Consider the following 25,919-nt stretch of genomic DNA (forward strand, 5'->3'; position numbering starts at 1 on the left):
GAAACTACTCCGTCGCCTCCCGCTGCCGCTCCAATAGCGGCTTGAGGTAGTGCCCGGTATAGCTCTCCGCCACCTCGACCACTTCCTCCGGCGTGCCACTCGCGACGATCTCGCCGCCGCGCACGCCGCCGCCTGGCCCAAGGTCGAGCACGTAGTCCGCCGTCTTGATGACGTCGAGATTGTGCTCGATCACCACCACGGAATTGCCCTGCTCCACCAGCCGGTGCAGCACTTCCAAAAGCTTGCGCACATCCTCGAAATGCAGGCCAGTGGTCGGCTCGTCGAGGATATAGAGCGTCTGCCCCGTGCTGCGGCGGGCGAGTTCCTTGGCGAGCTTCACCCGCTGCGCCTCGCCGCCCGATAGCGTGGTCGCCTGCTGGCCCACCTTGACGTAGCCCAGCCCCACCTCGTTCAGCATATGCATCTTGTCGCGGATGGGGGGGACGGCCTTGAAGAACTCCTCCGCATCCTCGATCGTCATGTCGAGCACGTCGGCGATGGAGAGGCCCTTGAAACGCACTTCCAGCGTCTCGCGGTTGTAGCGCTTGCCGCCGCATTCCTCGCAGGTGACGTAAACGTCGGGCAGGAAGTGCATCTCGATCTTGATGAGGCCGTCGCCCTGGCACGCCTCGCACCGGCCGCCCTTCACGTTGAAGCTGAAGCGCCCCGGCTTGTACCCGCGCGCCTGCGCTTCGGGGAGGCCGGCGAACCAGTCGCGGATCTGGGTGAAGGCACCGGTATAGGTGGCGGGGTTCGAGCGCGGGGTGCGGCCGATGGGGGACTGGTCGATCTCGATCACCTTGTCGCAGTGTTCGAGGCCGGTGACCTTGTCGTGCGCGCCCGCCACGATGCGCGCGCCGTTCAGCGTTCGGGCGGCGGCGGCATAGAGCGTGTCGATGGTGAAGGAGGACTTGCCGCTGCCGCTGACCCCGGTGATGCAGGCGAAGGTGCCCAGAGGAAGGCTGGCGGTGACGTTTTGCAAATTGTTGGCCCGCGCGCCGTGGACGGTGAGCTTCTTGCCGTTGCCCTTGCGGCGCTGCGGCGGGACGGCGATCTCGCGGCGGCCGGTGAGGTAGTCGGCGGTGAGCGACTTCTTCGATTTGAGCACCTGCTTCAGCGTGCCCTGCGCCACCACCTCGCCCCCGTGCACGCCCGCGCCGGGGCCGAGATCGACCACATGGTCGGCCGCGCGGATGGCGTCCTCGTCATGCTCCACCACGATGACGGTGTTGCCGAGATCGCGCAGCCGCTTGAGGGTTTCGAGCAGCCGGTCGTTGTCGCGCTGGTGGAGGCCGATGCTGGGCTCGTCGAGGACGTAGAGCACACCGGAAAGGCCGCTGCCGATCTGGCTGGCGAGACGGATGCGCTGGCTCTCGCCGCCCGACAGGGTGCCGCTCGTGCGGTCGAGATTGAGGTAGTCGAGCCCGACATTGTCGAGAAAGCCCAGCCGCTCGTTGATTTCCTTGAGGATGGCGCGGGCGATCTGCTGCTGCGTATCGCCGAGCTTCTCCGGCAGGTCGAGGAAATAGGCCTTGGCATCGGCGACGCTCATCTGGGTGGGCGTGGCGATATCGGTGCCAGCGATCTTCACCGCCAGCGCCTTTTCGTTGAGCCTTTTGCCGTGACAGGTCTCGCATGGTTGCGCGGTCTGGAACTTGGCCAGCTCCTCGCGCATCCAGGTGCTCTCGGTCTGCATCATGCGGCGGTTGAGATTGCCGATCACCCCCTCGAACGCCTTGCGGACGGTATATTGCTTGCGCCCGTCCTTGAAGGTGAGCGGCACGGACTTGCCCTTGGTGCCGTAGAGGATGGTGTCGCGGTGTTCGGGCTTCAGGTCCTGCCACGGCGTCGTAAGGTCGAAGCCGAACTCTTTGGCGAGGCTGGAGAGAACCTGCATGTAATAGGGGCTCGGCGGGTTCGATTTCGCCCACGGCACCACCGCGCCTTTCTTCAGGCTGAGCGCTTCGTTGGGGACGACCAGCTGCGGGTCGAACAGCTGCTTCTCGCCGATCCCGTCGCAGGTCGGGCACGCACCTTGGGGGGCGTTGAACGAGAACAGGCGCGGCTCGACCTCTTCGATGGTGAACCCGCTGACGGGGCAGGAGAACCGCTCGGAAAAAACGATGCGGTTGTCCGGCAGGCCGGCGCCTTTCATGGCGCCTCCTTTTTCAGAATTGGCCTTTCCCGCATCCGGCCCGATCACGGCGGGGCGCACGTCCTGCCGGTCGGCCAACGCCTCTGCCACGGTCGTATCGGCGAGGTCGACATAGGCCAACCCGTCCGCCAGCTTGAGCGCCGTCTCGAACGAATCCGCCAGCCGCGTTTCGAGGTCCGCCTTCACCGCCAGCCGGTCGACCACCACTTCGATGTCGTGCTTGTATTTCTTGTCGAGCGCAGGGGCTTCCTCGATCGGATACATCTCGCCGTCGATCCGCACCCTAGTGAAGCCGGCCTTCTGCCATTCGGCCAGCTCGCGGCGGTATTCCCCCTTGCGCCCCCGCACCACCGGGGCAAGCAGGTAAGCCCTCGTGCCTTCGGGCAGGTCCATTACCCGATCGACCATGTTGCTGACGGTCTGCGCTTCGATCGGCAGGCCAGTCGTCGGGGAATACGGCACCCCCACCCGCGCCCATAGCAGGCGCATGTAATCGTAAATCTCAGTAACGGTCGCCACGGTCGAACGCGGGTTGCGGCTGGTCGTCTTCTGCTCGATCGAGATCGCGGGAGAAAGCCCGTCGATATGCTCGACATCGGGCTTCTGCATCATCTCGAGGAACTGGCGCGCATAGGCGCTCAGCGATTCCACGTAACGCCGCTGCCCCTCGGCATAGATCGTGTCGAACGCGAGGCTCGACTTGCCGCTGCCCGAAAGCCCCGTGATAACGATCAGGCTGTCGCGCGGCAGGTCGATATCGACGCCCTTGAGGTTGTGCTCGCGGGCGCCCCGCACGGAAATTTTGGTTAATGCCATGTGGGGCAGATGGGTTCTGCCATCCAGAGTGTCCAGCCCGTTACTGCCGTTCCACGGGGCTGCGCTACATCGTTCGCTACAAAACTTTCGTTAAGTCAGATTTACTAATTTGGTATTCGCTTGACCTTCGTAAACCGCCCCTTCAATCCGACTTCGGATCGAATATGAAAGAAGTTGGGGGCAAAATGGCTGACATCATCGGAACTGAACGTTCAGATTACCTTTGGGGTACCGCTGAAAGCGACACTATCAGAAGCCTTGGCGGCAATGATAATATCTACGGCGGTAGCGGGGATGATATTATAGATGGTGGAGCCGGCGACGATCTTATTGAAGATGGGTTTGGCAACGACGTCGTTTATGGCGGAGATGGAAACGACTACTTTTCGAACAGCGACCAGGGGAACGACGTGCTCTTCGGCGGGAGAGGGGCAGATGCTTTCAGAGTATATCGGGAAGATGTTTTTGGACCGGATTACGTTCAAATCTATGCTGGCGGAGGAAACGATTCCGTCATGCTTGAGAACTCCGGTTCGTCATCTTTCAGGATTAGCCTAGGCGGTGGTGACGATTTGCTTCAGATCTCGAATGCGGGTTTTACCGCAATTGATATCACGCTTGGCGATGGCCGAGATCGAATTGTCCTGCCTCATTTTTCGGTTTCAAACGGTATAGGTCTGATAACCGTACGGGATTTCAATGAGGGCGCTACCGGCGATGTGATAAGCCCGTGGAGCTTTCTCCATAGTTATTTGGAAGGCTGGGATGACGGTAATCCTTTTAGCCAAGGTTTTCTAAGACTAATTCAGGACGGTTCCGATACGATCTTTCAAATCGATCATAACGGTGGCGGAGATGAGTACGTCGATGCGATACGACTTCTTGACACGGATGCTATGGGCTTAACTACCGAGAACTTCGATGGGCTCCCTCCTGACGGCAGCGAGGTTCCTTATCAAACGATTATTGGAACCGATTATTACGATTTCATTGCTGGATCTGCACGTCCCGACTTCGTCGATGCGATGGGGGGTGATGACCATATTTTCACCGGAGCGGGTGCAGACTTGATCTATGCTGGCGACGGCAACGACCTGATAGAAGATGGATCGGGTAGCGATATCGTTTATGGAGGTCGTGGCGCAGACCGGATCGATTCATACGAGGGTGGAAACGATGTTCTTTATGGAGAAGCTGGAAGTGATACCATTTTCGTTTCTCGTCGTGCCGACCTTCCCGAGGAATTTGTCCAGGTATATGCCGGTGGCGGTAACGATAGCGTTCGCCTCGCACTAAGCAACAAGACCGACATGGAAGTAAGGCTCGGCGGGGACGACGACGAGCTTCGCATCGCCGATCTCGGATTGGGAAATGTACGGGTAACACTTGGCGAGGGACGGGATCGTATTGTCTTCGAAGGATCTGCGGTTCGATCCGAAGCGCAGCTTACTATCACAGATTTCGATACCGGGAACGACGGGGACAAGATTGAGGTCTGGTCTCTCATTGCTGATATTTTAAACGCGACGGAGGGCGAGAATCCGTTCGCGACCGGTTACCTCGTCCTCGCACAGGAAGGGTCGGATACGTTGCTTCAACTCCGCGCCGATCCGGAAAGCGAATTTCGAACCCTTCTGAAATTTGCCGATACGAATGCCGATAGCTTTACTACCGCCAACTTCGATGGTTTGCCACCGGATGGCAGCGATGTGCCGCCTTACGATATAATCGGCACAGAAAATTACGACTATATCATTGGAACGATTCGAGATGATATTATACAGGGCCTCGCAGGTCAGGATACTATTTACGGCGACAGTGGCGATGATATTTTGTACGGTGGAGATGGTGAGGATTACCTAGATGGAGGTACCGGCACAGATATTGTTTACGGCGGCGCTGGAGACGATACGTTACTGTCGTACGATGGGCTAAGTGACACGCTTATTGGCGACGCTGGACGCGACTTCTTCCAATTGTTCCGTCCCTCGGATGCCCTACAAGGCTTCCTCCAAGTTTATGGTGGGGGTGGAAACGACACGCTATCTCTAGAACTCTATAACGATAGCGATCTTCTTGTTCGCATGGGCGGCGGAAGCGACACGATCTACACTCACGGCGTTGGGGCAGGGTCCAGTTCCGTGTCTCTCGGTGCAGATCAAGATACGATAGTATTGGGATCCGGTCTGTCGAACTACAGGTCGGCACTTAGTGTTCTTGATTTTGAAGTCGGAGATGCTGGCGACCGATTGAACATCGATCAGATCTTGGAATACTCGCTCGTAGGGTTGGAATCTGCAAATCCATTTACCACTGGACATGCGCGCCTCGTTCAGGATGGATCGTCCACCCTGTTCCAATTGGATAGAGATGGTGGAGGTGATGAATATGTCACCATCATAGAACTTTGCGATGTCGAAATGGCCGCGCTGACGGCTTTCAATTTCGACGGCGTTCCCCCCGATGGCAGTGACCTCCCGGGCATTACCGTGGTTGGCGATGAATACACAGATTACCTGTATGGTACCGAACGGAGTGATACGCTCAATGGCATGGGCGGCAATGATCGTATCTTTGGGTACGGTGGGGACGACACAATTGATGGGGGGAACGGAGACGACTTCCTTGCCGATGGGCTTGGCAGCGATACTGTGTACGGAGGAAGCGGAAACGATTTTTTCCAGTCCGATGAAAGCGGCGATGACGTTTTGTTTGGCGGTGAGGGGGCGGATACCTTCATCGTAACACGAAGTTCCGGACCCCTGCGTGACTTCATTCAGATATATGCCGGAGCGGGAGACGACACTGTCCGTTTCAGAAGTTACAGGAACACCGTCGAAGAGTTTACCGGAAACACGCTGGTAGCCAATTTGGGGGGCGGAAACGATACGATTACGCTTGAGGGCATATCGACTGGCGGCTCGCAATTAAGCCTGGGAGAAGGACAGGATACCGTCATAATTCGCAACCTGTCCCGGTTTGAAAGCACCGGCGATTTTTTGATTTCCGACTTCGAAGCGGGTCAAGGCGGTGACCGGATCGAGTTCGCTACTCTCGCGAACGACTTGGAGAACTGGGACGGTTCGACAAACCCTTTCGCCGCCGGTTATCTCACTTTGGTGGAAGACGAATCAGATGTCTTGGTTCGAATAAATCACGATGCTTCGGGCAATGATGCCCGCACGATAGCACGACTAAGCGGCGTTGATGTCGCTGATCTTACGGCCTTCAATTTCGGCGGCTTCTCTCCTGATGGCGCGAACCCTGTCGGCCAAACGATAGAAGGGACGCTGTACAGCGAAACTCTCATCGGCACCGTCGGACCGGATACGATTTTCGGAAATTCCGGCAACGATACGATCGAAGGTGGATACGGCGACGACATTCTTTGGGGAGGTGACGGATCCGATACCATCCGCGACGGCACCGGAGACGACGTCGTCTACGGTGAAAATGGGGACGATTATTTCGACTCTCAAATTGGTGGAAACGACGTCCTCTTCGGTGGTTCGGGCAACGATACCTTCATTGTAAACCGGGTTGCGAACCTCAACGCCGAATTCATCCAGGTCTATGCCGGGGCAGGCGACGATTACCTATACCTTCAAGAAAACGGATCTGACAGCAGCGCGGTAGCGCGAATGGGAGGCGGTGACGATCGCGTTGAAGTGATGAGCTTTGGAGACCGAGGATTTACCTTAACGCTCGGTGCCGGTAGCGACACTATTCAACTGAATTACGCGGCAAATTTCGTGAATGCTCGTGGTAATATGGTCGTAACCGATTTCTCTGTCACAGATAGGATTGACCTTTCAGATCTTCTCCGGAACCTGCAAGTATATAACGATCCCTTTGAAGGGGGTTATCTCCGGCTTGTCCAAGTCGAAGACGATGTGCTTTTACAACTGTCAGAAGATGGCGGCCTGTCCGGCTATTCAACAGCATTGACGCTACTGAACGTCAATGCAGCTGACCTTACTAGTTCGAATTTCGAAACCTTGGGCACGTTCGAACCTATCGTAACTTCCCAAATCGCGGGAACAACGGAAGACGATCGGATCGATGGAACCGAAGAAGCAGACGTAGTCGTGGGATTGGGTGGGAACGACACCCTCTTCGGAGGCGGCGGTGCTGATACCCTGTATGGTGGGGCGGGTTACGACCTGTTGATCGGCGGCTTGGGAAATGACCTTCTCGACGGCGGTAATGGCGTGGATACCGCAAGCTACGAGGGCGAAACTGCTGGTATCAATATCAATTTGGTCTCCGGGCGTTCGACCAACAGAGATGGATTCGTATTAGATAGGCTAATTAATATTGAGAATGTCATCGGATCAAACTATGATGATGATGTTGTAGGCGATCGGAATAACAATACCTTATTCGGTGGCGAAGGTGACGACTTCATTTTGGAAATAAATAGCTATAGTGGGGGAATAAACCGCTTTTTCGGCGGCGCCGGAAACGACACGATGTATTCGCTCTATGGCACGACATCGTTCTATGGCGGCTCTGGGGACGATTATTTCCGAGGCGGTGTAAACGTCGATGAGTATATTGGCGGAGAAGGATTCGACCGGGTCAGCTTTTACAATGAAGAAGCCACACAAGCCGTCTTTGTGGACTTGAGGACGCAGATCGTCACCAATGACGGTTTTGGGAATATCGAGCAGATGTCCGGGATAGAGGCAATTGGCGGCGGCACCCAATTCGCTGACGAGCTTTACGGTAACGATTACGATAACCTGATCCTGGGCGGAGACGGGGGCGATATTCTCTACGGTTTCGCTGGCGACGACCGGTTCCAGTTAGGCGGTACCGCGTCCTTCATTGACGGCGGCCTTGGCACGGATCTCGTTTACTTTGCTGATCAGAAACTGGTTGCAGATTTGGATGGCGACGGTGCTGCCGATACTGTCGAAAGAACCGAAGGCGTTGCCGTTAACCTGGAAACCGGAGAAATCTTATCAGATGGGTTTGGCGACAACGGTACAGTCGTGAACGTCGAGAACCTTGGCGGAACGCGCTCTGATGACGTTCTGTCAGGCGACCATAAGAACAATTCGTTGGAAGGGTTCGAAGGAGACGATCTCCTGCGGGGCGGGTCCGGCAACGACCTTCTTGACGGAGGCGAAGGGAACGATGTCCTTGTCGGCGGCATCTTCAGCGACACCTTGATAGGCGGCATAGGCAACGACATTCTCGAGGGCGGTTATGGCCTCGATACGCTTGTAGGCGGTATCGGTCAGGATTTGCTCTCTGGGGGTTTCGGCGCCGACACATTTGTATTCGCCGCTGATGATAGCCGAGGTGGATTGGCTGATCTCGACCAGATATTAGATTTCAGCCAAGGCGAAGGGGACAGGATCGATCTCTCCGCAATCGACGCTGATGCCAGCCTCGAAGGCGCTCAGGCCTTTGTCTTCGTCGATGATGCGGCGTTCAGCCGGACAGCTGGCGAGCTTCGCTATTCGGTCGATGGTCAAAGCACTTTGATCGAGGCCGACTTCGACGGCGATGGCGTGGCGGACTTCGCAATCCTGCTTAACGGCAGCGTATCGCTCGAAAGCACCGATTTCATCCTGTGACTCCGAAAAACGGGACCGATCTCCTGCCCTGATGCGTTCTGGAAGAAATGCGCTGTCCGTGAATCGCGATAAGTTCGCGGTAACGGGCAGCTTCCAGATTACGCAACAGGGCGAAAACGATGTCGAACCCACAACCGGACAGCAGCACCTCGCAGAAGCGAAGCGGGCCCCAGTTGAAGGCGTTGCTCGAGGAGTTGAACAGGCCTCTGGACGATAACGACGATGCCGGATCGGACAAATTTCTCGGTCGACTAAAAACATACCGTGAAGACCGCAGAATGCTGAACAAGGCACGGGAATCTGCGAAAAAGGCGCTTGGCGTCGATCCTGATAAATCAATCCGGCGCAAGGTCAGCGTGATGATGAGCGCCGGAGCCGTCGGTCTTGCAGCGTTTACCGCGCCCCAAATGGACGGTAACATTACATTGTCGGATGCACAGCAGGAACAGCTTGAGAACATTCGCAAGCCCGCCGTCCTGCTGACCGCGAGCGACGCGTTCAAGCAGGCGCTGATCGAGGAAGAGGGTGTGCGCTACACGGTTTACCGCGATGTTGCAGGATATCCGACGGTCGGCGTCGGCCATCTCGTGCAGCCGAAGGACAACCTTCGCGTCGGTGATCGCATCGGTGAACAGCGCATCCTTGAATTTCTGGAGCAGGATATGCGCCAGGCGGCGGAGGGCGTGCGCAAACTGGTGGGCGATTTGCCGCTGTACCAACACGAATTCGACGCCCTGCTCGATCTCGTCTACAATGTCGGCGCAGGCAATGTCGCGCCCGACGAGAGCCCGCGACTGAATGAAGCTATCGCCAACGCGGATTACGACGCCATCGCGGACGAATTGCATTATACGACGGCGCGCGGCCAGTTCGCGCTCGGCCTCGAATATCGCAGCGAGCGACGCGCGCAGATGTTCATGAACGCTTCCTACGAGAACCCGCGCGAAACCTCTGCGGGTCGAACGACCGCCTGACGCTTCCGGCGCGAGTTTCCGTCATGTCTCATCGCCTGTTCGTGGCAATCCGTCCGCCCGAGCCCGTTCGCGACGCCCTGATAGATCTGATGGAAGGCGTGTCCGACGTGCGCTGGCAAGACGACGACCAACTCCATCTAACCTTACGCTATATTGGCGAAACCGACCGGCACCGGGCGAACGAACTGGCTGGTGCGCTCGCCGCCGTCGAATTCGCGCCTTTCCCCATCGCGATCGACGGAACCGCCTTCTTCGAGCGGAAAGGCCGTGCGCACACGCTGTACGCCGACATCGATCCCAACCCCGAACTTCTCTCCTTGCGCAAGCGCGTCGAGAGGGTGTGCGTCCAGTGCGGATGCGAACCGGAACATCGCAAATACGCACCCCACATCACCATCGCACGGCTCAATGCCAGCAGCGGATCGCTCACCCCGTTCCTCGGCAGGACGAGCGAATTCAAACTGGCGCCATGGATTTGCGACGCGTTCCGCCTGTATGAAAGCCATCTGCGCCCCGGCGGCTCACTGTACGAGCCAGTGATGACCTATCCGGCAGCAAAACAATGAGACGCGTCTTTGGATCGACGGTTCTCGGCGCATTCGCCATGTTAAGCGTTAGCGCATGCATGGAAACGTCTCGCGACGTGACCCCGGACGATACAACGCTGCTGGAGACGCTCGAGAAGAATGCCGAGCCCGATCCGTCGGACAATTGCCTGCTGCTGTTGTGGTCGGAGCAAGATGCGCCCGACATCACGTTCGACCGTGCCAACGATACTGCCCGCGGCGGCGCGATCTCCTGCGCCACCGGTACGACGCCGAGCCAGTTCCGCGCCGCTATCGAAACCTTGCGAGAAGCAGCCCGGAGCGGCGACAAAGCGCGGCTGCTCGAACAGGTCGGCATCCCACTGCTCTATATCGATGGCGAAGGAGCGCGGCGGGAGCTCTCACAAGACGAAATCAATACCGTGTTCGACGAGGTGTTCGATCAGCAGATGCTGATGGCGCTGCGCAAGCTCGATCTGTCGGACATTACGGTCGAGAATCGCCAAGGCGCATATTTCCAGCTTGGTACGCTGTGGTTGGTTGTCGACAAGCAAGGCGGCCGGCCGCGCCTCGTTACGGTGAACCGGCAAGCGTTGGAGGAAGCGGCGCGCGCTGCGCAACGCGAAGCGCAAGCTGGTACCGGTCGGGCGCTGGAGCGCGCCGAGTGAAGCTGCCGGTGCGGGAGCCGCAAACCCTGCTTGCCTTTGTCCTAAATCTGCGGTTCAACCGCGCCCTGTTAACCAACGGATGTTTTCGGCGGCGGGCATCCTGCCCCGTGCCGCCCTGTCACAGAATATTGGAGAGATCATGAAGGCCCATTTCCTGGCCAGCACCACCCCCCTTCTCGCGAGCGCCGCCCTGCTAGGCGCCTGCTCCACAATGCCCGGAGGCACCATGGATACCGCATCCGTCAGCGACACGCGCCCAAGTGCCGCCGCCGCCATTCCGCAGGGAACCGGCTATTTCGCGTCCGACAGCACATTGCCGCTGCAAGCGCCCGATTTCACCAAAATCAGCGAAGACGATTACATCCCCGCATTCGAGCAGGGCATGGCAATCCAGTCCGCCGAGATCGACGCGATCGTGAACAATCCGGCCGCGCCGACCTTCGAGAACACCATCGTCGCGCTCGAGGAATCCGGGCGGATGCTCGGCCGTACGTCGGCGGTGTTCTACGCACTCACCGGCACGAATACGACCGACCGGCTCGACGAGATCGATACGGAAATCGGGCCGAAGCTTACCGCGCATTACGATGCGATCTCGCTCAACCCCGCCCTCTTTGAGCGTGTCAAGGCCGTCTACGACAACCGCGCCGCGATGAATATGTCGCAGGAAGACGCCAAGCTGCTCGAAGATACCTATGAAGGCATGGTCCACGCCGGGGCAATGCTGACCGATGCGCAGCGTGAGCGGGTGAAGGCGATCAATTCTGAACTGACCACGCTGACAACTGAATTTAGCCAGACGCTTCGTGCGGCAACGAACGAACAACCGCTGATCCTCGACAGCCGCGACCAGCTTGCCGGCCTGTCCGATGCCGATATCAAGGCGGCTGCCGATCTCGCCGCGGAACGCGGCATGCCGGGCAAGTTCGCCATCGCGCTTCAGAACACAACCCAGCAGCCGCTCCTTCCGGCGATGGATGATCGCGAAGCGCGCGAGAAGCTGTTCATGCAGTCCTACCATCGGGCAGACGGCACCAATCCTGAATACGACACTCGCACTTTGGTCGCTCGCATCGCCACGCTGCGCGCGGAGAAGGCCGCACTGTTCGGCGAGGACGACTGGGCGACCTATGCGATGTGGGATCGGATGGCCGAAAACCCGCAGACCGCGCTCGATTTCATGGGCCAGATGGTCCCCGCCCTCGCCGCCACCCAGCGGCGCGAGGCGGCCATGCTCAATGAAGTCATCGCTAGCGAAGGCGGCAATTTCGATGTTCAGCCGTGGGACTGGTACCGCTATGCCAACGAGGTGAAGGCACAGCGCTTCGACCTCGATGAAGACGCGGTGATGGAGTATTTCCAGCTCGACAAGGTTTTGGAAGACGGCGTGTTCTATGCCGCCAACCAGCTTTACGGCCTCACCTTCGAAAAGCGCACCGATCTTCCGGTCTACCACCCGGACGTGACGACCTATACAATCAATGACCGCGATGGATCGCTTCTCGGCATCTTCTATTTCGACCCGTTCCAACGGCCTTCGAAACGCGGCGGCGCGTGGATGTCGAACTTCGTCGATCAGAGCCATCTGCGCGGTACGAAGCCCGTTATCTACAACGTGTTGAACATCCCGAAGGCACCTGAGGGCCAAACGCAGCTCGTTAGCTTCGACAACGCCAACACCATGTTCCACGAATTCGGCCACGCCCTGCACGGCTTCTTCGCGGATCAGAAGTATGCCAGCCTTTCCGGTACGGCGACGGCGCGCGACTTCGTCGAATATCCGAGCCAGGTTAATGAGATGTGGGCGACCTACCCCTCGGTGCTGAGCAATTATGCCAAGCATTACGAAACCGGCGAGACCATCCCCGACGAGATGATCGAAAAGATCGAGGCGGCGGGCCGCTTCAACCAGGGCTACGATTTCGGCGAAGTCGTCGAAGCTGCATTGCTCGACATGAAGTGGAGCGCCCTGTCGGCCGAAGAAGCCGCCGCGATCGATACGCCGGAGGAAGTTGACGCTTTCGAACGGCGTTCGCTGGAGGAACTGGGCCTCGAGATCGACTTGGTGCCGCCGCGCTATCGCAGCACCTATTTCAACCATATCTTCAGTTCGCCGTCGGGCTACAGTGCCGGCTATTACAGCTATCTGTGGACCGAAATGCTCGATCGCGACAGCCGCAGGTGGTTCATGGAAAATGGCGGCCTTACCCGTGAGAACGGCGACCATTATCGCGAAACCGTGCTGAGCCGCGGCGGAACGATGGACTATTTCAAGATGTTCGAAAACTTCGCGGGCCGGCGTCCCGACGTGCAGCCGATGCTCGAAGCGCGCGGACTAGTCCCGGGCGACGAGGAAACGGGCGCGGTCGCCGATGACGGCCCCGCCACTGCTACCGATGCCGGAAGCGGTACGATCGGCAACTGATGTCCTGAACTTGTTTGAAAAGGCCCGCCGTGGTTTCTGCCACGGCGGGCCTTTTTTCGGCGATCAGAAAAGTTCGTGGCGCAGCGGAAGGTCTAGGCCGGACTGCTCGATTATCGCGCCGATCCACTGCCCTACCTGCTCGAGTTCCTCTTCGAAGCGCGGATCGCTGGACGTATTATCGCCCGCATATACAACGCCCGATTTTGCGTGACTTGCAAACAGGGGCGAATTCGCGCGCGCAATTGCATCTTCTTCAGAGATACGTGCGCCAGCAAAAGCGTTAGCCGCCTTCAGCGTCCGCGCACGTTCGCCGTCGAAACGGTCGCCGTCCAAGACCGACAGACGGTCTTTGGAAACATTCCTCACTTGCCCGGCAAGATGAAGGGCGAACCACCGTTGTGCTAGGAACCAAGCGATACCAGCAGCTTGCATGTCGGTCATACAAAACGTTTCCCGCGCATCCATGCCCAGATCGACGCCGGCATAGCTCTGCATCTCTAACAACAATTGACGACCCCAGCGACGCCCCATCAATCCCTTTCGCGCAACCGCCCGCAGAAACTGGGGCAGGCTGTTCGTCATGAGGATGGCCCGGGACCCGGGCAATGCGCCGAGCAATGCGGGCATCAGGCGGTTCGCATGATTGGTCGGCTTGATGAACGCGACCGCTTCATTGGCATGCGGACGGGCTAGAAGGGCAACGAGCGGTCGAATAAGATGGTCGGCCGCTCCACGCGCGTTGACGATACTGGCGATGATACCCGGCTCGCTCAATCCCAGCGCGCTGCCGGGATTGTCGAGCGCACGAACGAGAAGAGTCGACCGGCAGAAGGCGGTGTGAAAAATGAAGCAGATTCTCGAAGTTTCCGCGCCATACGCTTCCACGTTTTCCCAGCTCACGGTTAGGCGATCTGATGGCGAGACCTGCCGGTCGGCCAGAAAAGCGGGCGCGTCGAAATCATCACGCGCTATTCGAATGAACTCCACTGTCCTGGCGGAAACATCGACTCGATGCGGTAGCCATTCCGGATTGCTGAAAGGGTTTGACGAGGAGGGCATGACCCCGCCTTACCGGCCAACGCAGAACTCGCCAACGTTCGCGCGTGAATCAGCGAAAGCTGTCAACCGCCCAGCTTGCCGCGCCATGCGAGCGATTTGCGGTTGAGTTCGCCCAGTTCCTTCTCTCCGCTGACCGCCTTACGTCCAAGCTCTATCGCAGTCTGCAATTGAACATCTGTAGCGTTGCGATAGGCGGGCGAGGCGATTGCGTCCTTCCATTTGCCGCCTACGGCATTGTCGAGCAGAATACGCTGAAAACAGTGGTCGAACTGCACCGGCCAGCCACGGTCGGAAGCGAGGCTGGGCATTGTTTCGCGGGTGAGGTCGAACCACTCCTCGATAAGTTTATCGCTGGCCATGGCGAAAAAACGCGTTTGCGGCTTGGAGGTGCCGTTCGGTTCACCTTCGTAGAAGTTCGGCCCAGGTTATCCGCCCGACAATACCGTCAGAAGCCATACCCTTATCTACTTGAAACAGCTGAACCGCAGCCGAGGTAACCGGTCCGAATTCGCCGTCTTCGCGCAGGCCCAGCTGCGTCTGCAGGAAACGCACGGTCTCGCCCCGATCACCTATACGTATCGTCCTTCGATGGGCGGCCTGCCCGCTCTGTCCGCTTTCCTCGTGCGAAATCGCCGCCCAGAATTGCTTGCCCAGACCAGCGATATCGGCGGCACGATCCAACCGGTTGATAACCCGCCTCGCGCCGAACCAGTCGTTCGTGGTGTCGTTCAGATAGTCGCCGAGCCGCTTTCCGGTGAAGGTTCCAAGGATCGCCCCATCGATCAGTATCTGCGCGGCGACGTTCGGGTACAGGGCTATGTCGGGTTCCGAGACGAGATCGAAGCCGGTCCGCTCGCTCCAGTCCGCATAGTTCGCCCGGCCGGTCAACTGCACGAAGCCGCGACCATGGAAGCGCGCCCCGTCGCCCGGCTCTACGTTTCCGAGCGCGCGACCTACAGCAGTTTGCGGGCCATAGCGGCGCTCGAAGTAGGCCGCTCCGCCATATTCGTCGATCGCCGCCATAGTGGCCGCAGTTTCATGATAGGCTGTGCTGAGAAGGTAGGCGAGCCAGCGATCATCTTCGCCCGCATGGCCTCTCTCCCAGTGATCGAGGATTGTTGCGCATCGTTCGACTTGCGAAGCAATAAGGCGGCCACCGAAGGGCCGCATCCGAATGCGAGCGAAGAAAAATTGCCTGTCGATCGAATCCATGCCGTTCCTGCCTTTAAGGCGCGCGGTGCGACGCGCGGAAAGGCCCGGAAGCTGCCGCCCTCGAGCTAATTAGGAAAGGTCGAAAGCGCCCACCGCCCGGGCTCGCCGATCCATTCGCAGGAGACCCCGAAAACCGCGCCGATCGCTTCTTCGGATAGCGCTGCTTCGGGCGGACCGTTCTGCGCAATCCTACCGCGATCCAAGAGCAGGACATGATCCGCATGATTCCGTGCCATCGCCAGATCGTGCAGCACGATGACGACGCCGGCTCCTGCGTTTGCCACACGGCGAAGATGACCGATGAGGATCAGTTGGTGCGAAAGGTCGAGCGCCGCAAGCGGTTCGTCGGCGAGGATCCAGTCCGGCTCGCCGGCCAGCACACGTGCCAGCAAAACGCGCGCCGTTTCTCCGCCGGACAAAGATTGGGCACGCCGCGTCTGGAAGGCGTTGAGGTCCAGCGCACGGATTGCAGCATCGACAGGCTCTTGTTTTCGATCTCCGTGCGGAAATCGGCCGAGTTCGATGAGATTTCGCACAGGCACGTCCCACGCAATTTCGGGTTGCTGCGGTAGGTATCCGATCCGGTGGGCGCGGTGCCTCGGTGTAAGATCGAGTACGTCTTGCCCGTCCAACGCAGCGGTGCCGGAGGTCGGTGAGAGCAGACCCGCAAGGCATTCGAGAAGCGACGACTTTCCCGCACCGTTGGGTCCGCAGATTGCGGTGATCGAACCCGGCGTGAGTTTGGCCGAAACGCCGTCCAGCCGCGTTCCGAGGGTTAGGCCCTTTGCTTCGAGGGTCATGCGAGTCCCCTGCGCATCCGCAGCAAAAGCCAGAGAAAGAATGGCGCGCCGAGCAGGCTTAGAGCGATGCCCAACCGTAGTTCGGTAACCAGCGGCAGGATCCGCACCACGCTATCGGCAACGAGGACCAGTAGTGCCCCTGCAAGAGCGCTTGGCAGGATAAGCTGCGATGGCCGGCTGTCGGTCAGTGGGCGGACCAAGTGTGGCACGATCAACCCGACGAAGCCGATAATACCGGCAACCGCGACGCCGGCCCCGACCGTCAGGCCGATGCCGATAACCAGCAGCCAGAGCAGGCGCCCGGTATCGACACCGAGCGAGCGCGCCGCCGCATCGCCTAGGGTGAGCGCGTCGAGCGCTTTTCCGGCTCGCCACAGGATCGCTATTCCAAACAAAACGAGCGGCGCGGCTATTCCCACTTCGCGCCAGCTGCGATCGGTCAGTGCGCCGTTTAGCCAGAGCACGATCTCGCTCATCGCGAAAGCATTGGGTGCCATCGAAATGGCGAATGCGGTCAGCGCGCCTGCGAGGCTTGCGATCATCAGGCCGGCGAGAGTGAACAGCGCGATCCCACCCGTTCGTCCGGCAATCGCGGCGAGAAGCGCCATTGCCCCGCCCGCTCCGACGAGCGCGAAAAGTGGAAGCAGATAGGGGCTTGCTGCATAGCCGAAGAACAGCGCTGTAACGGCGCCTAGCGCTGCGCCCGGGGCGATGCCGAACAGGCCGGGGTCGGCCAACGGATTGCGTAGATAGCCCTGCATGGCCGCCCCGCTTGCGCCCAGTCCCGCGCCGACGACGATCGCCAGGACGGCGCGCGGCAATCGCAGTTCACCGAGGATCAGCGCAGCGTTCGGAGTGACGGCTGGATCGATCCAGACACGGCCGGCGAGCAGCGAAAGCGGCATGGCGAACAACAGCAGGATCGCGAAGACGAGGGTGGCGCGGCTCACGGCGCGACCGCGCGGCGGATTTCCGCAAGCCGCTCGGCAGCGCGGATGATGGTCGGCCCGCCACAATACAGCAGGCGCGTATCGAGCATTTCGCGCCGCATCGCGGGTAGATTATCCAATACCGGATGGCGCTGCCCCTCCTCGCTTCCGGCAACCAGCAAAACCTCCGGCGGATCGGCGACGACCTGTTCCAGCGGGAGGTAGTCAGCCTGTGCCATGTTGCGGTTCGCGGAGTAGCTGGAGAAACCCGTGCTGCGCAGCAAATCAATAATAAGAGAGGTTTTTCCTGGGACGATCCCGCCGGGCTGCCACAAAGCAGCCTCGACAGATTCCGCGCTGGATCGCGCCTCCGCCAGCGCCAGCTCAATACTCCGAACCAGTCTGTCACCCCGGTCCGGATGCCCCGCCAGCGCTGCAAGGTCTTGCACCTGCGCTTCGCTTTCAGCGATGGACGAAGCTGCCCCGAACATGACGACCCGCAAGCCGAGATCGTCCATCGCCGCTTTCGTCGCGGGCGCGATAAAGGTGGAGGCGACCACCACATCGGGATCCAAGGCTAGCACCTCCTCCACCGTACCCCCCGTCGCCGGGTAGCGCGCCGCCTCGGCAGCGGGCATGGAGGTGCTCCGCGGATCCTTGCTGTAGTGCGAGATGGCGAGCAGCTGGCCCGGTTCGGTCACGCGCGCGAGGATCGCATCGGTGCAGGGATTGAGACTGACAATGGTCGGCGATGCCCTCTCGGCAGGCGGCGTCGGCGCACCGCTCGCGCATCCGGCGAGCAGCACTGCCAGCGCCGCCGCTAGCCGCGTCACATCCGCGCCCTCACCCCGACGAACGCGCCCCGCCCCGGCGTGTTGTAGCCGAACACGGTCTGGTAATTCGCGTCGAACACATTCTCTACCCGGCCATACAGTTCCAGGTTCTCGCCGAATTCGTAAGCCGCCCGCAGGTCGAGCACTTCGTATCCGTCCAGTCGGCGTGTGTTTGCCGCGTTGTCGTAACTCGCGCCCGATATGCGCAAATCCGCACCCAACTTCAGGGCGAAGCCGGTCCGCCAGTGGGCGAACAGGGTTCCGAAATGACGGGGCCGGCGGGCGAGGCGAAGGTCCGTTAAGCGGTCCTCGGCATCGACGAAGGCGTAGACTGCGGCGATACGCAGACCCTCTAGCAAATCGATACCTGCCTCGGCTTCCAAGCCCTGCGCGCGAGCCTCGGCAGTGTTTTGATACACCCCGTTCGGCCGCGCCTCGGTAAAGGCAAAGCCGATGAGATCGTCGCTTGTCCTGCGAAATCCGGTAAGCGCGACATACACGCCGCGATCCCGCTCCCCCCGCTCGACCCCGATGTCGATGCTCGTGCTTTCTTCCGGCCGAAGGTCGCGGTTCCCGTAGAAGGAATAGAGCTGGTAGAGCGAGGGCGCCTTGAACCCTTCCCCGATGCTCGCGCGCACACGCCATTCGGGCGAAAGGCGATAGCTTGCATCGCCGCCGAAGCTCGTATGACTGCCGAAGAGTTCGTGATCGTCCACCCGCCCCCCGGCATGGACCGCAAGATTGCCCATCACCCAGCCGAGCTGGGCGTAGGCTCCGGTGATCTCGACATCCGCCGCTTCTTCGAAGTCGACGTCGTAGCTGGTCCATTCGTGCTCGCCGCCGAATGCCACCGAAAGGCCGCCGAGAAGGCGATATTCGCCGCGCAGTTGCAAACGGTCGGATCGCCCGTTGCTCGCGAAAGTCGATTGGTTCTCGGAATCCAGGTTGTCGCGCTCGGTCCGCGAGAGGCTGTATGCGCCGCGCAAGGTGAGGTCGTTGCCGTAATAGGCGAGACCGATATCGCCGAACGCCTCCTCGGTTTCCTGTGTGTCGAGACTGTCGACAAGGGCGAAAGGCGCTTCCGACTGGAAGCCGTCTATGTCTAGCCGCGAGGAACGATAGTTGGCGTGGGCGAACAACTCCAAGGTCGGCGCGAGATCGACAAAGGTGGTCGAGCCGACCGCGAACTGTTCGTACCCGTCATTCTCCGTGCCGCTTTCGGCGGCGGAAAAGCCGTCGGTCTGGAGCCACGACCCGATCAGGCCGACGAACAGGCCATCGTTCCCCGCCCCTGCCGAGACATTGGCGAGGAAGGTGTCGCGCGCGCCGTATTCCACGGTCCCTTCCATGCCGGTTTGCGCGCGGGTGGTGATGTCGATCACCCCGCCCACCGCGTCCGAGCCCCAGATCGTGCTGTTCGAGCCGCGCAGGATGTCGAACTTGGCGACGGTGGGTGAAAGGAGGTTGCCGAAATCGTAGGCGCCGGAGGTGGAGGCCGGGTCGGCTACACGCACCCCGTCGATCAGCACGAGCAATTGCTCTGGCGAGGCACCCCGCACATTGACGCTGGTCAGGCTGCCGAGGCCGCCGCTGCGCGAGAAGGAAAGGCCGGGTGTGCGCCGGAGGACGCGGGTGACGTCCGCCCCCTGCACGTCCTCGATTTCCTCGCGCTCGATCACGGTGATCGGCTGGCCGGTATTGCGAATGTCAGTGCCGAGACCGTTGGCGGTGACGGTTATGGTCGGCTCGATGGCAAGCGGCGTGAGGACGATCTCTTCGTCGACCGAGTCGCTTTCGGCGACATCCTGCGCAGACAGAGGCGCGGCCAGCGCGGCGGAAAGCAAAAACGGATATTTGTACACGTGTCACTCCGATCACAAGCGATGCCGCTCATGACGGGAGGGAGCGGAATTGCTCCATCCACGCGTGCCCTCGGTACACCCCGCCCGCGGCCGAACGACAGGCATGGGCAGGTCTCCTGGCTTCCCGGATCACAGGCCTCGCCCCGCCTTCCCGCCGGCCCGAAAGCGTGGCAGTGGCATGTTGGAGCGCGCCTCCCCGGTCACAGTTGCGGGGGCAGCCGGGGTTGTTTGCCCCGTTCCCTCTTAGGGCGCACCGAAGCGCGCCAACCCGTGCCTTGGCGGCGCGCTTAGGCGCGGCTTTACCGTCCGTCAATCATGCTGGAAAACCGATGTTTAGCAGGCGACGCTGTACAGCATCCGGACCGCGCACTTCCGCAGCGGGCTTATCCGAGGATTTTCCCGCATGGCCGTCCGTTTCGCCGCCGCCCGCTCCACGGCTCGCTCCCCTATTGCTCGCGCTTTGGCGAACCGCGCCGTCAAGCGTGCGGCGAACGACAACGGTACACCCCCGCCCGCCAATGATTTCGACGATACGATGCGCGCGGCGCTGCGCCATTTCGCCGGCCACGGCATGGCGTCGGCCCTTATCGCGGCGCGCAAGGCGGAGCGCGCGCACCAGGACGGAGACGAGGCGGCGCACCGCTGGTGGCTCGGCATCTGCGCCACGCTCGACCGGGCGCTGGCCGTGCGCGTGGAACGACGACTGGCCGATCTCGTTCAATTCATGGTTCACTGAATTGCCGCACCTTTATTGCTAATGCGAACCGATTGCATTAAGCGTCGGAGAATTTGTCCTTTTCGCGGTTGCAATCATATGTGGGCAGGCCTAGGTCGCTCGGGCAACTTCCGGACACCCCCTCCCGGCGGGACGGGTCGGGGCTATCGGTCTGTTTCGCTTCGTCCCGCGCACTGGAAGGACTGCCCGCACCCATGGCCCAGAACGTCGGACGCAAGAAGATCGCCCTTATCGGTTCAGGCATGATCGGCGGCACGCTCGCCCATCTCGTCGCGAAGAAGGAAATGGGTGACATCGTCCTGTTCGACATTGCCGAGGGGATGCCGCAGGGCAAGGCGCTCGATCTTTCGCAGTGCGGCCCGGTCGAAGGCTTCGATGCGAAGATCACCGGCACGAACGACTATGCCGATATCGCCGGCGCCGATGTCGTGATTGTGACTGCTGGTGTGCCGCGCAAGCCCGGCATGAGCCGCGACGATCTGCTCGGCATCAATCTGAAAGTGATGAGCCAGGTCGGCGAAGGCATCAAGAACAACTGCCCCGACGCATTCGTGATCTGCATCACAAACCCGCTCGACGCGATGGTCTGGGCGCTGCGCGAATTCAGTGGCCTGCCGCACAACAAGGTCGTCGGCATGGCGGGCGTGCTCGACAGCGCGCGCTTCGCCACCTTCCTCGCCTGGGAATTCGGTGTGAGTGTGAAGGACGTGAACGCCTTCGTCCTCGGCGGCCATGGCGATACCATGGTCCCCGTCACTAGCTACACCACGGTCAACGGCATTCCGGTGAAGGACTTCGCGAAGATCAAGGGCGTGTCGGAAAGCCGCATCGACGAAATCGTCGACCGTACTCGCAAGGGCGGCGGCGAGATCGTCGGCCTGCTCGGCAACGGCTCGGCCTATTACGCCCCTGCCACCAGCGCGATTAGCATGGCGGAAGCCTATCTCGGCGACCAGAAGCGGATCCTGCCTTGCGCCAGCTATGTCGAAGGCAAGTATGGCCTCGACGGTCTCTATGTCGGCGTCCCCACCGTAATCGGTGCAGGCGGCACCGAGGAAGTGATCGAGATCGAGCTGTCGGACGAGGAAAAGAGCAACCTCAAGGTCTCGACCGACGCGGTCGAGGAACTGCTCGAGGCTTGCAAGGGGCTGGATAGCTCGCTGGCGTGATCGGGCCGCTAACCTACACCGGCTGGGTCTCCATCCTGGCGATGATTGCGGTTTGGACTGCGATGATTCGCTTTGGTCTGACAGGCAAATGGCGGTTTGCATTAGCGCTTACCGCTCCGTTCGTTGCTCTGCTCGTTTGGGTTGAATTCAACACTGCGGGACCGCCGATTTGGGTAGACCCCTACGGACCACTTCTTTTTGCGATGATAGTTGGGCCAATCTTTCTCGGCTGGATTTTTTTCGCACTCGCTTTTGCCTCTCGTAGGCTCACGAAACACGATTAGTTATTTCGGAGACCGCTCATGTCCATCCTCGTAAACAAAGACACCAAGGTCATCACCCAGGGGATGACCGGCGATACCGGCACCTTCCATACGCAGCAGGCGCTCGATTACGGAACGCAGATGGTTGCGGGGGTGACGCCGGGCAAAGGCGGCACGACGCATATCGGCTTGCCGAACTTCAATACGGTGAAAGAAGCCAAGGCCGAAACCGGTGCAACCGCTTCGTGCATCTACGTGCCGCCGCCCTTCGCCGCCGACGCGATCTGCGAGGCGATCGATGCCGAGATGGAACTCATCGTCGCCATTACCGAAGGTATCCCGGTGCTCGACATGGTCCGTGTCAAGCGCGCGCTGGTCGGCAGCAAGTCGCGCCTGATCGGCCCGAACTGCCCCGGCGTGCTGACGCCCGGCGAATGCAAGATCGGCATCATGCCCGGCTCGATCTTCAAGAAGGGCAGCGTCGGTGTCGTCAGCCGTTCGGGTACGCTGACCTATGAAGCCGTGCACCAGACCACCATGGTCGGCCTCGGCCAGACCACCGCGGTCGGCATCGGCGGGGATCCGGTCAACGGCACCAATTTCATCGACGTGCTCGATCTCTTCCTGAACGACGACGAGACCAAGTCGATCATCATGATCGGCGAAATCGGTGGCAGCGCGGAAGAAGAAGCCGCTGCCTTCATCAAGGAACAGGCCGCCAAGGGTCGCCGCAAGCCGATGGTCGGCTTCATCGCGGGCCGCACGGCGCCTCCGGGTCGCCGCATGGGCCATGCCGGCGCTATCGTGTCGGGCGGCCAGGGCGGCGCAGACGACAAGATCGCGGCGATGGAAGATGCGGGCATTCGCGTTTCCCCTTCGCCCAGCGAGCTCGGTACCACGCTCGACGCGATGCTGAAGGAGCTTGCCTGACCCCGGAACGCGGAAAGGTTTTATCCTCCCCGGGAGCCTTCCGCGCCGCCGAGGCATTGGCAATATGAGCCGACAGGAAAGTCGGCGCGAAAGGTGACCCGATGGGTAACGAAAGCCACGATTTCCTTCCCGAGCTGACCGATCAGGAAGGCCCGCAGCCCGGCCCTAGCTGGGCCAATCCGAACTGGCTCGCCGAAGTGGTGGACAGCGGTGCCGATCTCGTCGCCGCGCTCGATCCCACGCAGATGCGCATGGCGGTGAAGCAGGCGGCGGAAAAGGCTGGCAAGCCTGTCGACGAGAAGGCGCTCGAAAAGGCGTCGGACGATTCCAATCGGGCGATGATGCTGGTGCGCACATTCCGCGTGCGTGGGCACCTTGCCGCCAATCTCGATCCGCTTAATCTTTCCCACCGCGAAATCCCCGAAGACTTGACCTTGGCCGGGCATGGCTTTGAGGGGGAAGAGGATCTGGAAGTGTTCGTCGGCGGCGTGTTCGGCTTCGGCTGGGTCACGATCGGCGACCTTTTCGATGCCCTGCGCCACACCTATTGCGGCAATGTCGGCCTCGAATACATGCACATTGCCGATATCGAAGAGCGCCGCTTCCTTCAGGAACGCTTCGAAACGCCGGAAGAAACCATCCAGTTTACCGACGAAGGCAAGCGCGCGATCCTCGGCGCGGTGATCCGGGGCGAACAGTACGAGAAGTTCCTCGGCAAGAAATACGTCGGCACCAAGCGTTTCGGCCTCGATGGTGGCGAATCCATGATTCCGGCGCTGGAGGCGGTCATCAAGTATGGCGGCCAGACGGGCGTGCGCGAGATTATCTACGGCATGGCACACCGGGGGCGGCTCAATGTCCTCGCGAACGTCATGGCCAAGCCTTACAAGGTAATCTTCCATGAATTTCAGGGCGGCAGCGCCAGCCCTGACGATGTCGGCGGCTCGGGCGACGTGAAGTATCACCTCGGCACCAGCACGGACCGCTCGTTCGACGGGATCGAGGTGCATATGAGCCTCGTACCCAATCCCAGCCACCTCGAAGCTGTCGATCCCGTGGTGCTGGGCAAGGCGCGCGCGCAGCAGGCGATCCGTGACGATCTGAAGAAGCACGAGCAGGTACTGCCGGTCCTCATCCATGGCGATGCTGCCTTTGCGGGTCAGGGAATCGTGTGGGAATGCTTCGGTTTTTCCGGCGTGCGCGGCTACAATACCGGCGGCTGCATCCATTTCGTCATCAACAACCAGATCGGCTTCACCACCTCGCCCCAGTTCGCACGGTCGAGCCCATATCCGTCCGACGTGGCGAAAGGCGTCCAGGCGCCGATCCTCCACGTCAACGGTGACGACCCGGAAGCGGTGACCTTCGCTTGCAAGCTGGCCATCGAGTATCGTCATACGTTCGGGCGCGACATCGTGATCGACATGTGGTGCTATCGCCGCTTCGGACACAACGAGGGGGACGAGCCGAAATTCACCCAGCCGCTGATGTACGACGCGATCCGCGAACATCCTAAAGTCAGTTCGCTTTATGCGAAGCGGCTGCAGGAAGAAGGTGTGATCGACGGTAGTTTTGCGGACGGTTTGTGCGAAGAATTCAACGCGCTGCTGGAAGAAGAATTCGAAGCGGCCAAGAGCTACAAGCCGAACGAGGCGGACTGGTTCGGCGGGCGCTGGTCGGGCCTCAGCAAGCCGGCCGATCCCGAAACCGCGCGCCGCAATATCGAAAGCGCTATCGCGCCCAAGCTGTTCGACAGTCTCGGCCGTACGCTTACCGCCGTTCCCGACGATCTAACCATCCACAAGACGCTTGGCCGCGTGCTCGATGCGAAGAAGGAGATGTTCCGTTCGGGTGAGGGGTTCGACTGGGCGACTGCCGAAGCTTTGGCCTTCGGCAGCCTCGTGACCGAAGGCTATGGCGTTCGCCTGTCGGGGCAGGATTCCGGGCGCGGCACCTTCAGCCAGCGCCATGCCGTCTGGGTCGATCAGAAGGACGAGCACAAGTACATCCCGCTCTCCACCCTGCCCCACGGCAAGTTCGAAGTGTATGACAGTCCGCTGTCCGAATACGGCGTTCTCGGCTTCGAATACGGCTTCGCCATGGCCGATCCAAAGACTTTGGTGATGTGGGAAGCCCAGTTCGGCGATTTCGCCAACGGTGCGCAGATCATGATCGACCAGTTCATCGCCAGCGGCGAAGTCAAATGGCTGCGCGCCAACGGCCTCGTGCTGCTGCTGCCCCATGGCTACGAGGGTCAGGGTCCGGAACACAGCTCGGCCCGGCTCGAACGGTTCCTGCAACTGTGCGCGAACGACAATATCCAGGTGTGCAACATCACCACGCCTGCGAATTACTTCCACGTGCTGCGCCGTCAGATGCTGCGTCCGTTTCGGAAGCCGCTCGTCATCATGACGCCCAAGAGCCTGCTACGCCATCCGCTTGCAAAGTCCGATGCATCGGAATTTCAGGGCGATACCCATTTCATGCGGATCAAGTCCGACATGAAGCAGATCGCGGACGAAAAGGTGAAGCGCCTCGTTCTATGCAGCGGCAAGGTGGCCTACGATCTCATGCAGCGGCGCGACGAGGCTGAGCTGGACGATGTCAGCATCGTGCGGATCGAGCAGCTCTACCCCTTCCCCGGCGAACCACTGGCGGTCCGGTTGGAGCGGATGACGAGTCTCGAAACAATCTGCTGGTGCCAGGAAGAACCGAAGAACAACGGCGCGTGGTTCTTCGTCGACCGGCTGATCGAGGATGCCGCCGACAAGGCGGGAAAGACAGGTATGCGCCCGTGCTACGCCGGCCGCGAAGTCGCCGCGTCGCCGGCGACGGGCTTCGCCAGCCGCCACAAGATGCAACAGGAAGCGCTCGTGAACATCGCGCTCGGCCTCAACGGTGGCAACACCGCCAAGGTACGCAGCGATTGCGATTGATCGCAGGCTTTAAGGAACG

The 25,919-nt window shown here is 60.3% G+C and carries 17 protein-coding genes and 1 riboswitch; of the genes, 9 read left to right on the forward strand and 8 right to left on the reverse strand.

The window, feature by feature from the left end:
* Positions 1-4 precede the first annotated feature (4 nt).
* Positions 5-2,971 (reverse strand): excinuclease ABC subunit UvrA, encoded by a 2,967-nt coding sequence (gene uvrA, locus E3U23_RS04440; RefSeq protein ID WP_279349993.1) that lies wholly within the window; start codon positions 2,969-2,971, stop codon positions 5-7.
* 185 nt (positions 2,972-3,156) lie between these two features.
* On the opposite strand from uvrA, the gene E3U23_RS04445 reads away from it, so the two are divergent.
* The 5 genes from E3U23_RS04445 (at position 3,157) to E3U23_RS04465 (ending at position 13,171) form a co-directional block, all read left to right on the forward strand.
* Entirely contained in the window at positions 3,157-8,559 is a 5,403-nt protein-coding gene (locus tag E3U23_RS04445; protein WP_279349994.1) for a calcium-binding protein, read from the forward strand.
* 119 nt (positions 8,560-8,678) lie between these two features.
* Positions 8,679-9,533: a lysozyme gene (locus tag E3U23_RS04450; protein WP_279349995.1), complete on the forward strand. Its 855-nt coding sequence runs from the start codon at positions 8,679-8,681 to the stop codon at positions 9,531-9,533.
* A 23-nt stretch (positions 9,534-9,556) separates the two neighbouring features.
* Entirely contained in the window at positions 9,557-10,099 is a 543-nt protein-coding gene (gene thpR, locus E3U23_RS04455; RefSeq protein ID WP_279349996.1) for an RNA 2',3'-cyclic phosphodiesterase, read from the forward strand.
* A 59-nt stretch (positions 10,100-10,158) separates the two neighbouring features.
* Positions 10,159-10,746, forward strand: a complete 588-nt coding sequence (locus E3U23_RS04460; RefSeq protein ID WP_279349997.1) for a hypothetical protein — start codon at positions 10,159-10,161, stop codon at positions 10,744-10,746.
* Positions 10,747-10,972: 226 nt separating this feature from the next.
* Positions 10,973-13,171, forward strand: a complete 2,199-nt coding sequence (locus E3U23_RS04465; protein ID WP_431732664.1) for a M3 family metallopeptidase — start codon at positions 10,973-10,975, stop codon at positions 13,169-13,171.
* A gap of 63 nt (positions 13,172-13,234) precedes the next feature.
* On the opposite strand, the gene E3U23_RS04470 is transcribed toward E3U23_RS04465, so the two are convergent.
* From E3U23_RS04470 to E3U23_RS04500, 7 genes are all read right to left on the reverse strand, one after another.
* A complete protein-coding gene (locus tag E3U23_RS04470) occupies positions 13,235-14,158 on the reverse strand; it encodes a hypothetical protein (RefSeq protein WP_279349999.1) in 924 nt (307 codons plus the stop codon).
* Between the two features lie 134 nt (positions 14,159-14,292).
* Positions 14,293-14,589, reverse strand: a complete 297-nt coding sequence (locus E3U23_RS04475; protein ID WP_279350000.1) for a GCN5-related N-acetyltransferase — start codon at positions 14,587-14,589, stop codon at positions 14,293-14,295.
* Between the two features lie 40 nt (positions 14,590-14,629).
* A complete protein-coding gene (locus E3U23_RS04480) occupies positions 14,630-15,442 on the reverse strand; it encodes a peptidoglycan-binding protein (RefSeq protein WP_279350001.1) in 813 nt (270 codons plus the stop codon).
* Positions 15,443-15,507: 65 nt separating this feature from the next.
* A complete protein-coding gene (locus E3U23_RS04485) occupies positions 15,508-16,242 on the reverse strand; it encodes an ABC transporter ATP-binding protein (RefSeq protein WP_279350002.1) in 735 nt (244 codons plus the stop codon).
* Positions 16,239-17,192 (reverse strand): FecCD family ABC transporter permease, encoded by a 954-nt coding sequence (locus E3U23_RS04490; RefSeq protein ID WP_279350003.1) that lies wholly within the window; start codon positions 17,190-17,192, stop codon positions 16,239-16,241. Before E3U23_RS04490 ends, E3U23_RS04485 begins: the two co-directional genes overlap by 4 nt.
* A complete protein-coding gene (locus tag E3U23_RS04495; protein WP_279350004.1) occupies positions 17,189-18,004 on the reverse strand; it encodes an ABC transporter substrate-binding protein in 816 nt (271 codons plus the stop codon). Before E3U23_RS04495 ends, E3U23_RS04490 begins: the two co-directional genes overlap by 4 nt.
* Positions 18,001-19,866, reverse strand: a complete 1,866-nt coding sequence (locus E3U23_RS04500) for a TonB-dependent receptor plug domain-containing protein (RefSeq protein WP_279350005.1) — start codon at positions 19,864-19,866, stop codon at positions 18,001-18,003. Before E3U23_RS04500 ends, E3U23_RS04495 begins: the two co-directional genes overlap by 4 nt.
* Positions 19,867-19,955: 89 nt before the next feature.
* Positions 19,956-20,153: riboswitch (cobalamin riboswitch) on the reverse strand.
* 116 nt (positions 20,154-20,269) lie between these two features.
* Between E3U23_RS04500 and E3U23_RS04505 the strand changes: the two genes are divergently transcribed.
* The 4 genes from E3U23_RS04505 to E3U23_RS04520 all read left to right on the forward strand — a co-directional run bounded on the left by E3U23_RS04505 (position 20,270) and on the right by E3U23_RS04520 (position 25,900).
* Positions 20,270-20,602 (forward strand): hypothetical protein, encoded by a 333-nt coding sequence (locus E3U23_RS04505; protein WP_279350006.1) that lies wholly within the window; start codon positions 20,270-20,272, stop codon positions 20,600-20,602.
* A 194-nt stretch (positions 20,603-20,796) separates the two neighbouring features.
* Complete coding sequence (mdh, locus tag E3U23_RS04510) at positions 20,797-21,771, forward strand: malate dehydrogenase (RefSeq protein WP_279350007.1); 975 nt, start codon at positions 20,797-20,799, stop codon at positions 21,769-21,771.
* A gap of 302 nt (positions 21,772-22,073) precedes the next feature.
* The gene (sucD, locus tag E3U23_RS04515; RefSeq protein WP_279350008.1) at positions 22,074-22,964 is read left to right on the forward strand and encodes a succinate--CoA ligase subunit alpha; all 891 of its coding nucleotides are present in this window, start codon (positions 22,074-22,076) and stop codon (positions 22,962-22,964) included.
* A 101-nt stretch (positions 22,965-23,065) separates the two neighbouring features.
* Positions 23,066-25,900, forward strand: a complete 2,835-nt coding sequence (locus E3U23_RS04520; protein WP_279350009.1) for a 2-oxoglutarate dehydrogenase E1 component — start codon at positions 23,066-23,068, stop codon at positions 25,898-25,900.
* The last annotated feature ends 19 nt before the right edge of the window (positions 25,901-25,919 follow it).

Source organism: Erythrobacter litoralis (assembly GCF_029760855.1).
Lineage (GTDB): Bacteria > Pseudomonadota > Alphaproteobacteria > Sphingomonadales > Sphingomonadaceae > Qipengyuania > Qipengyuania litoralis_A.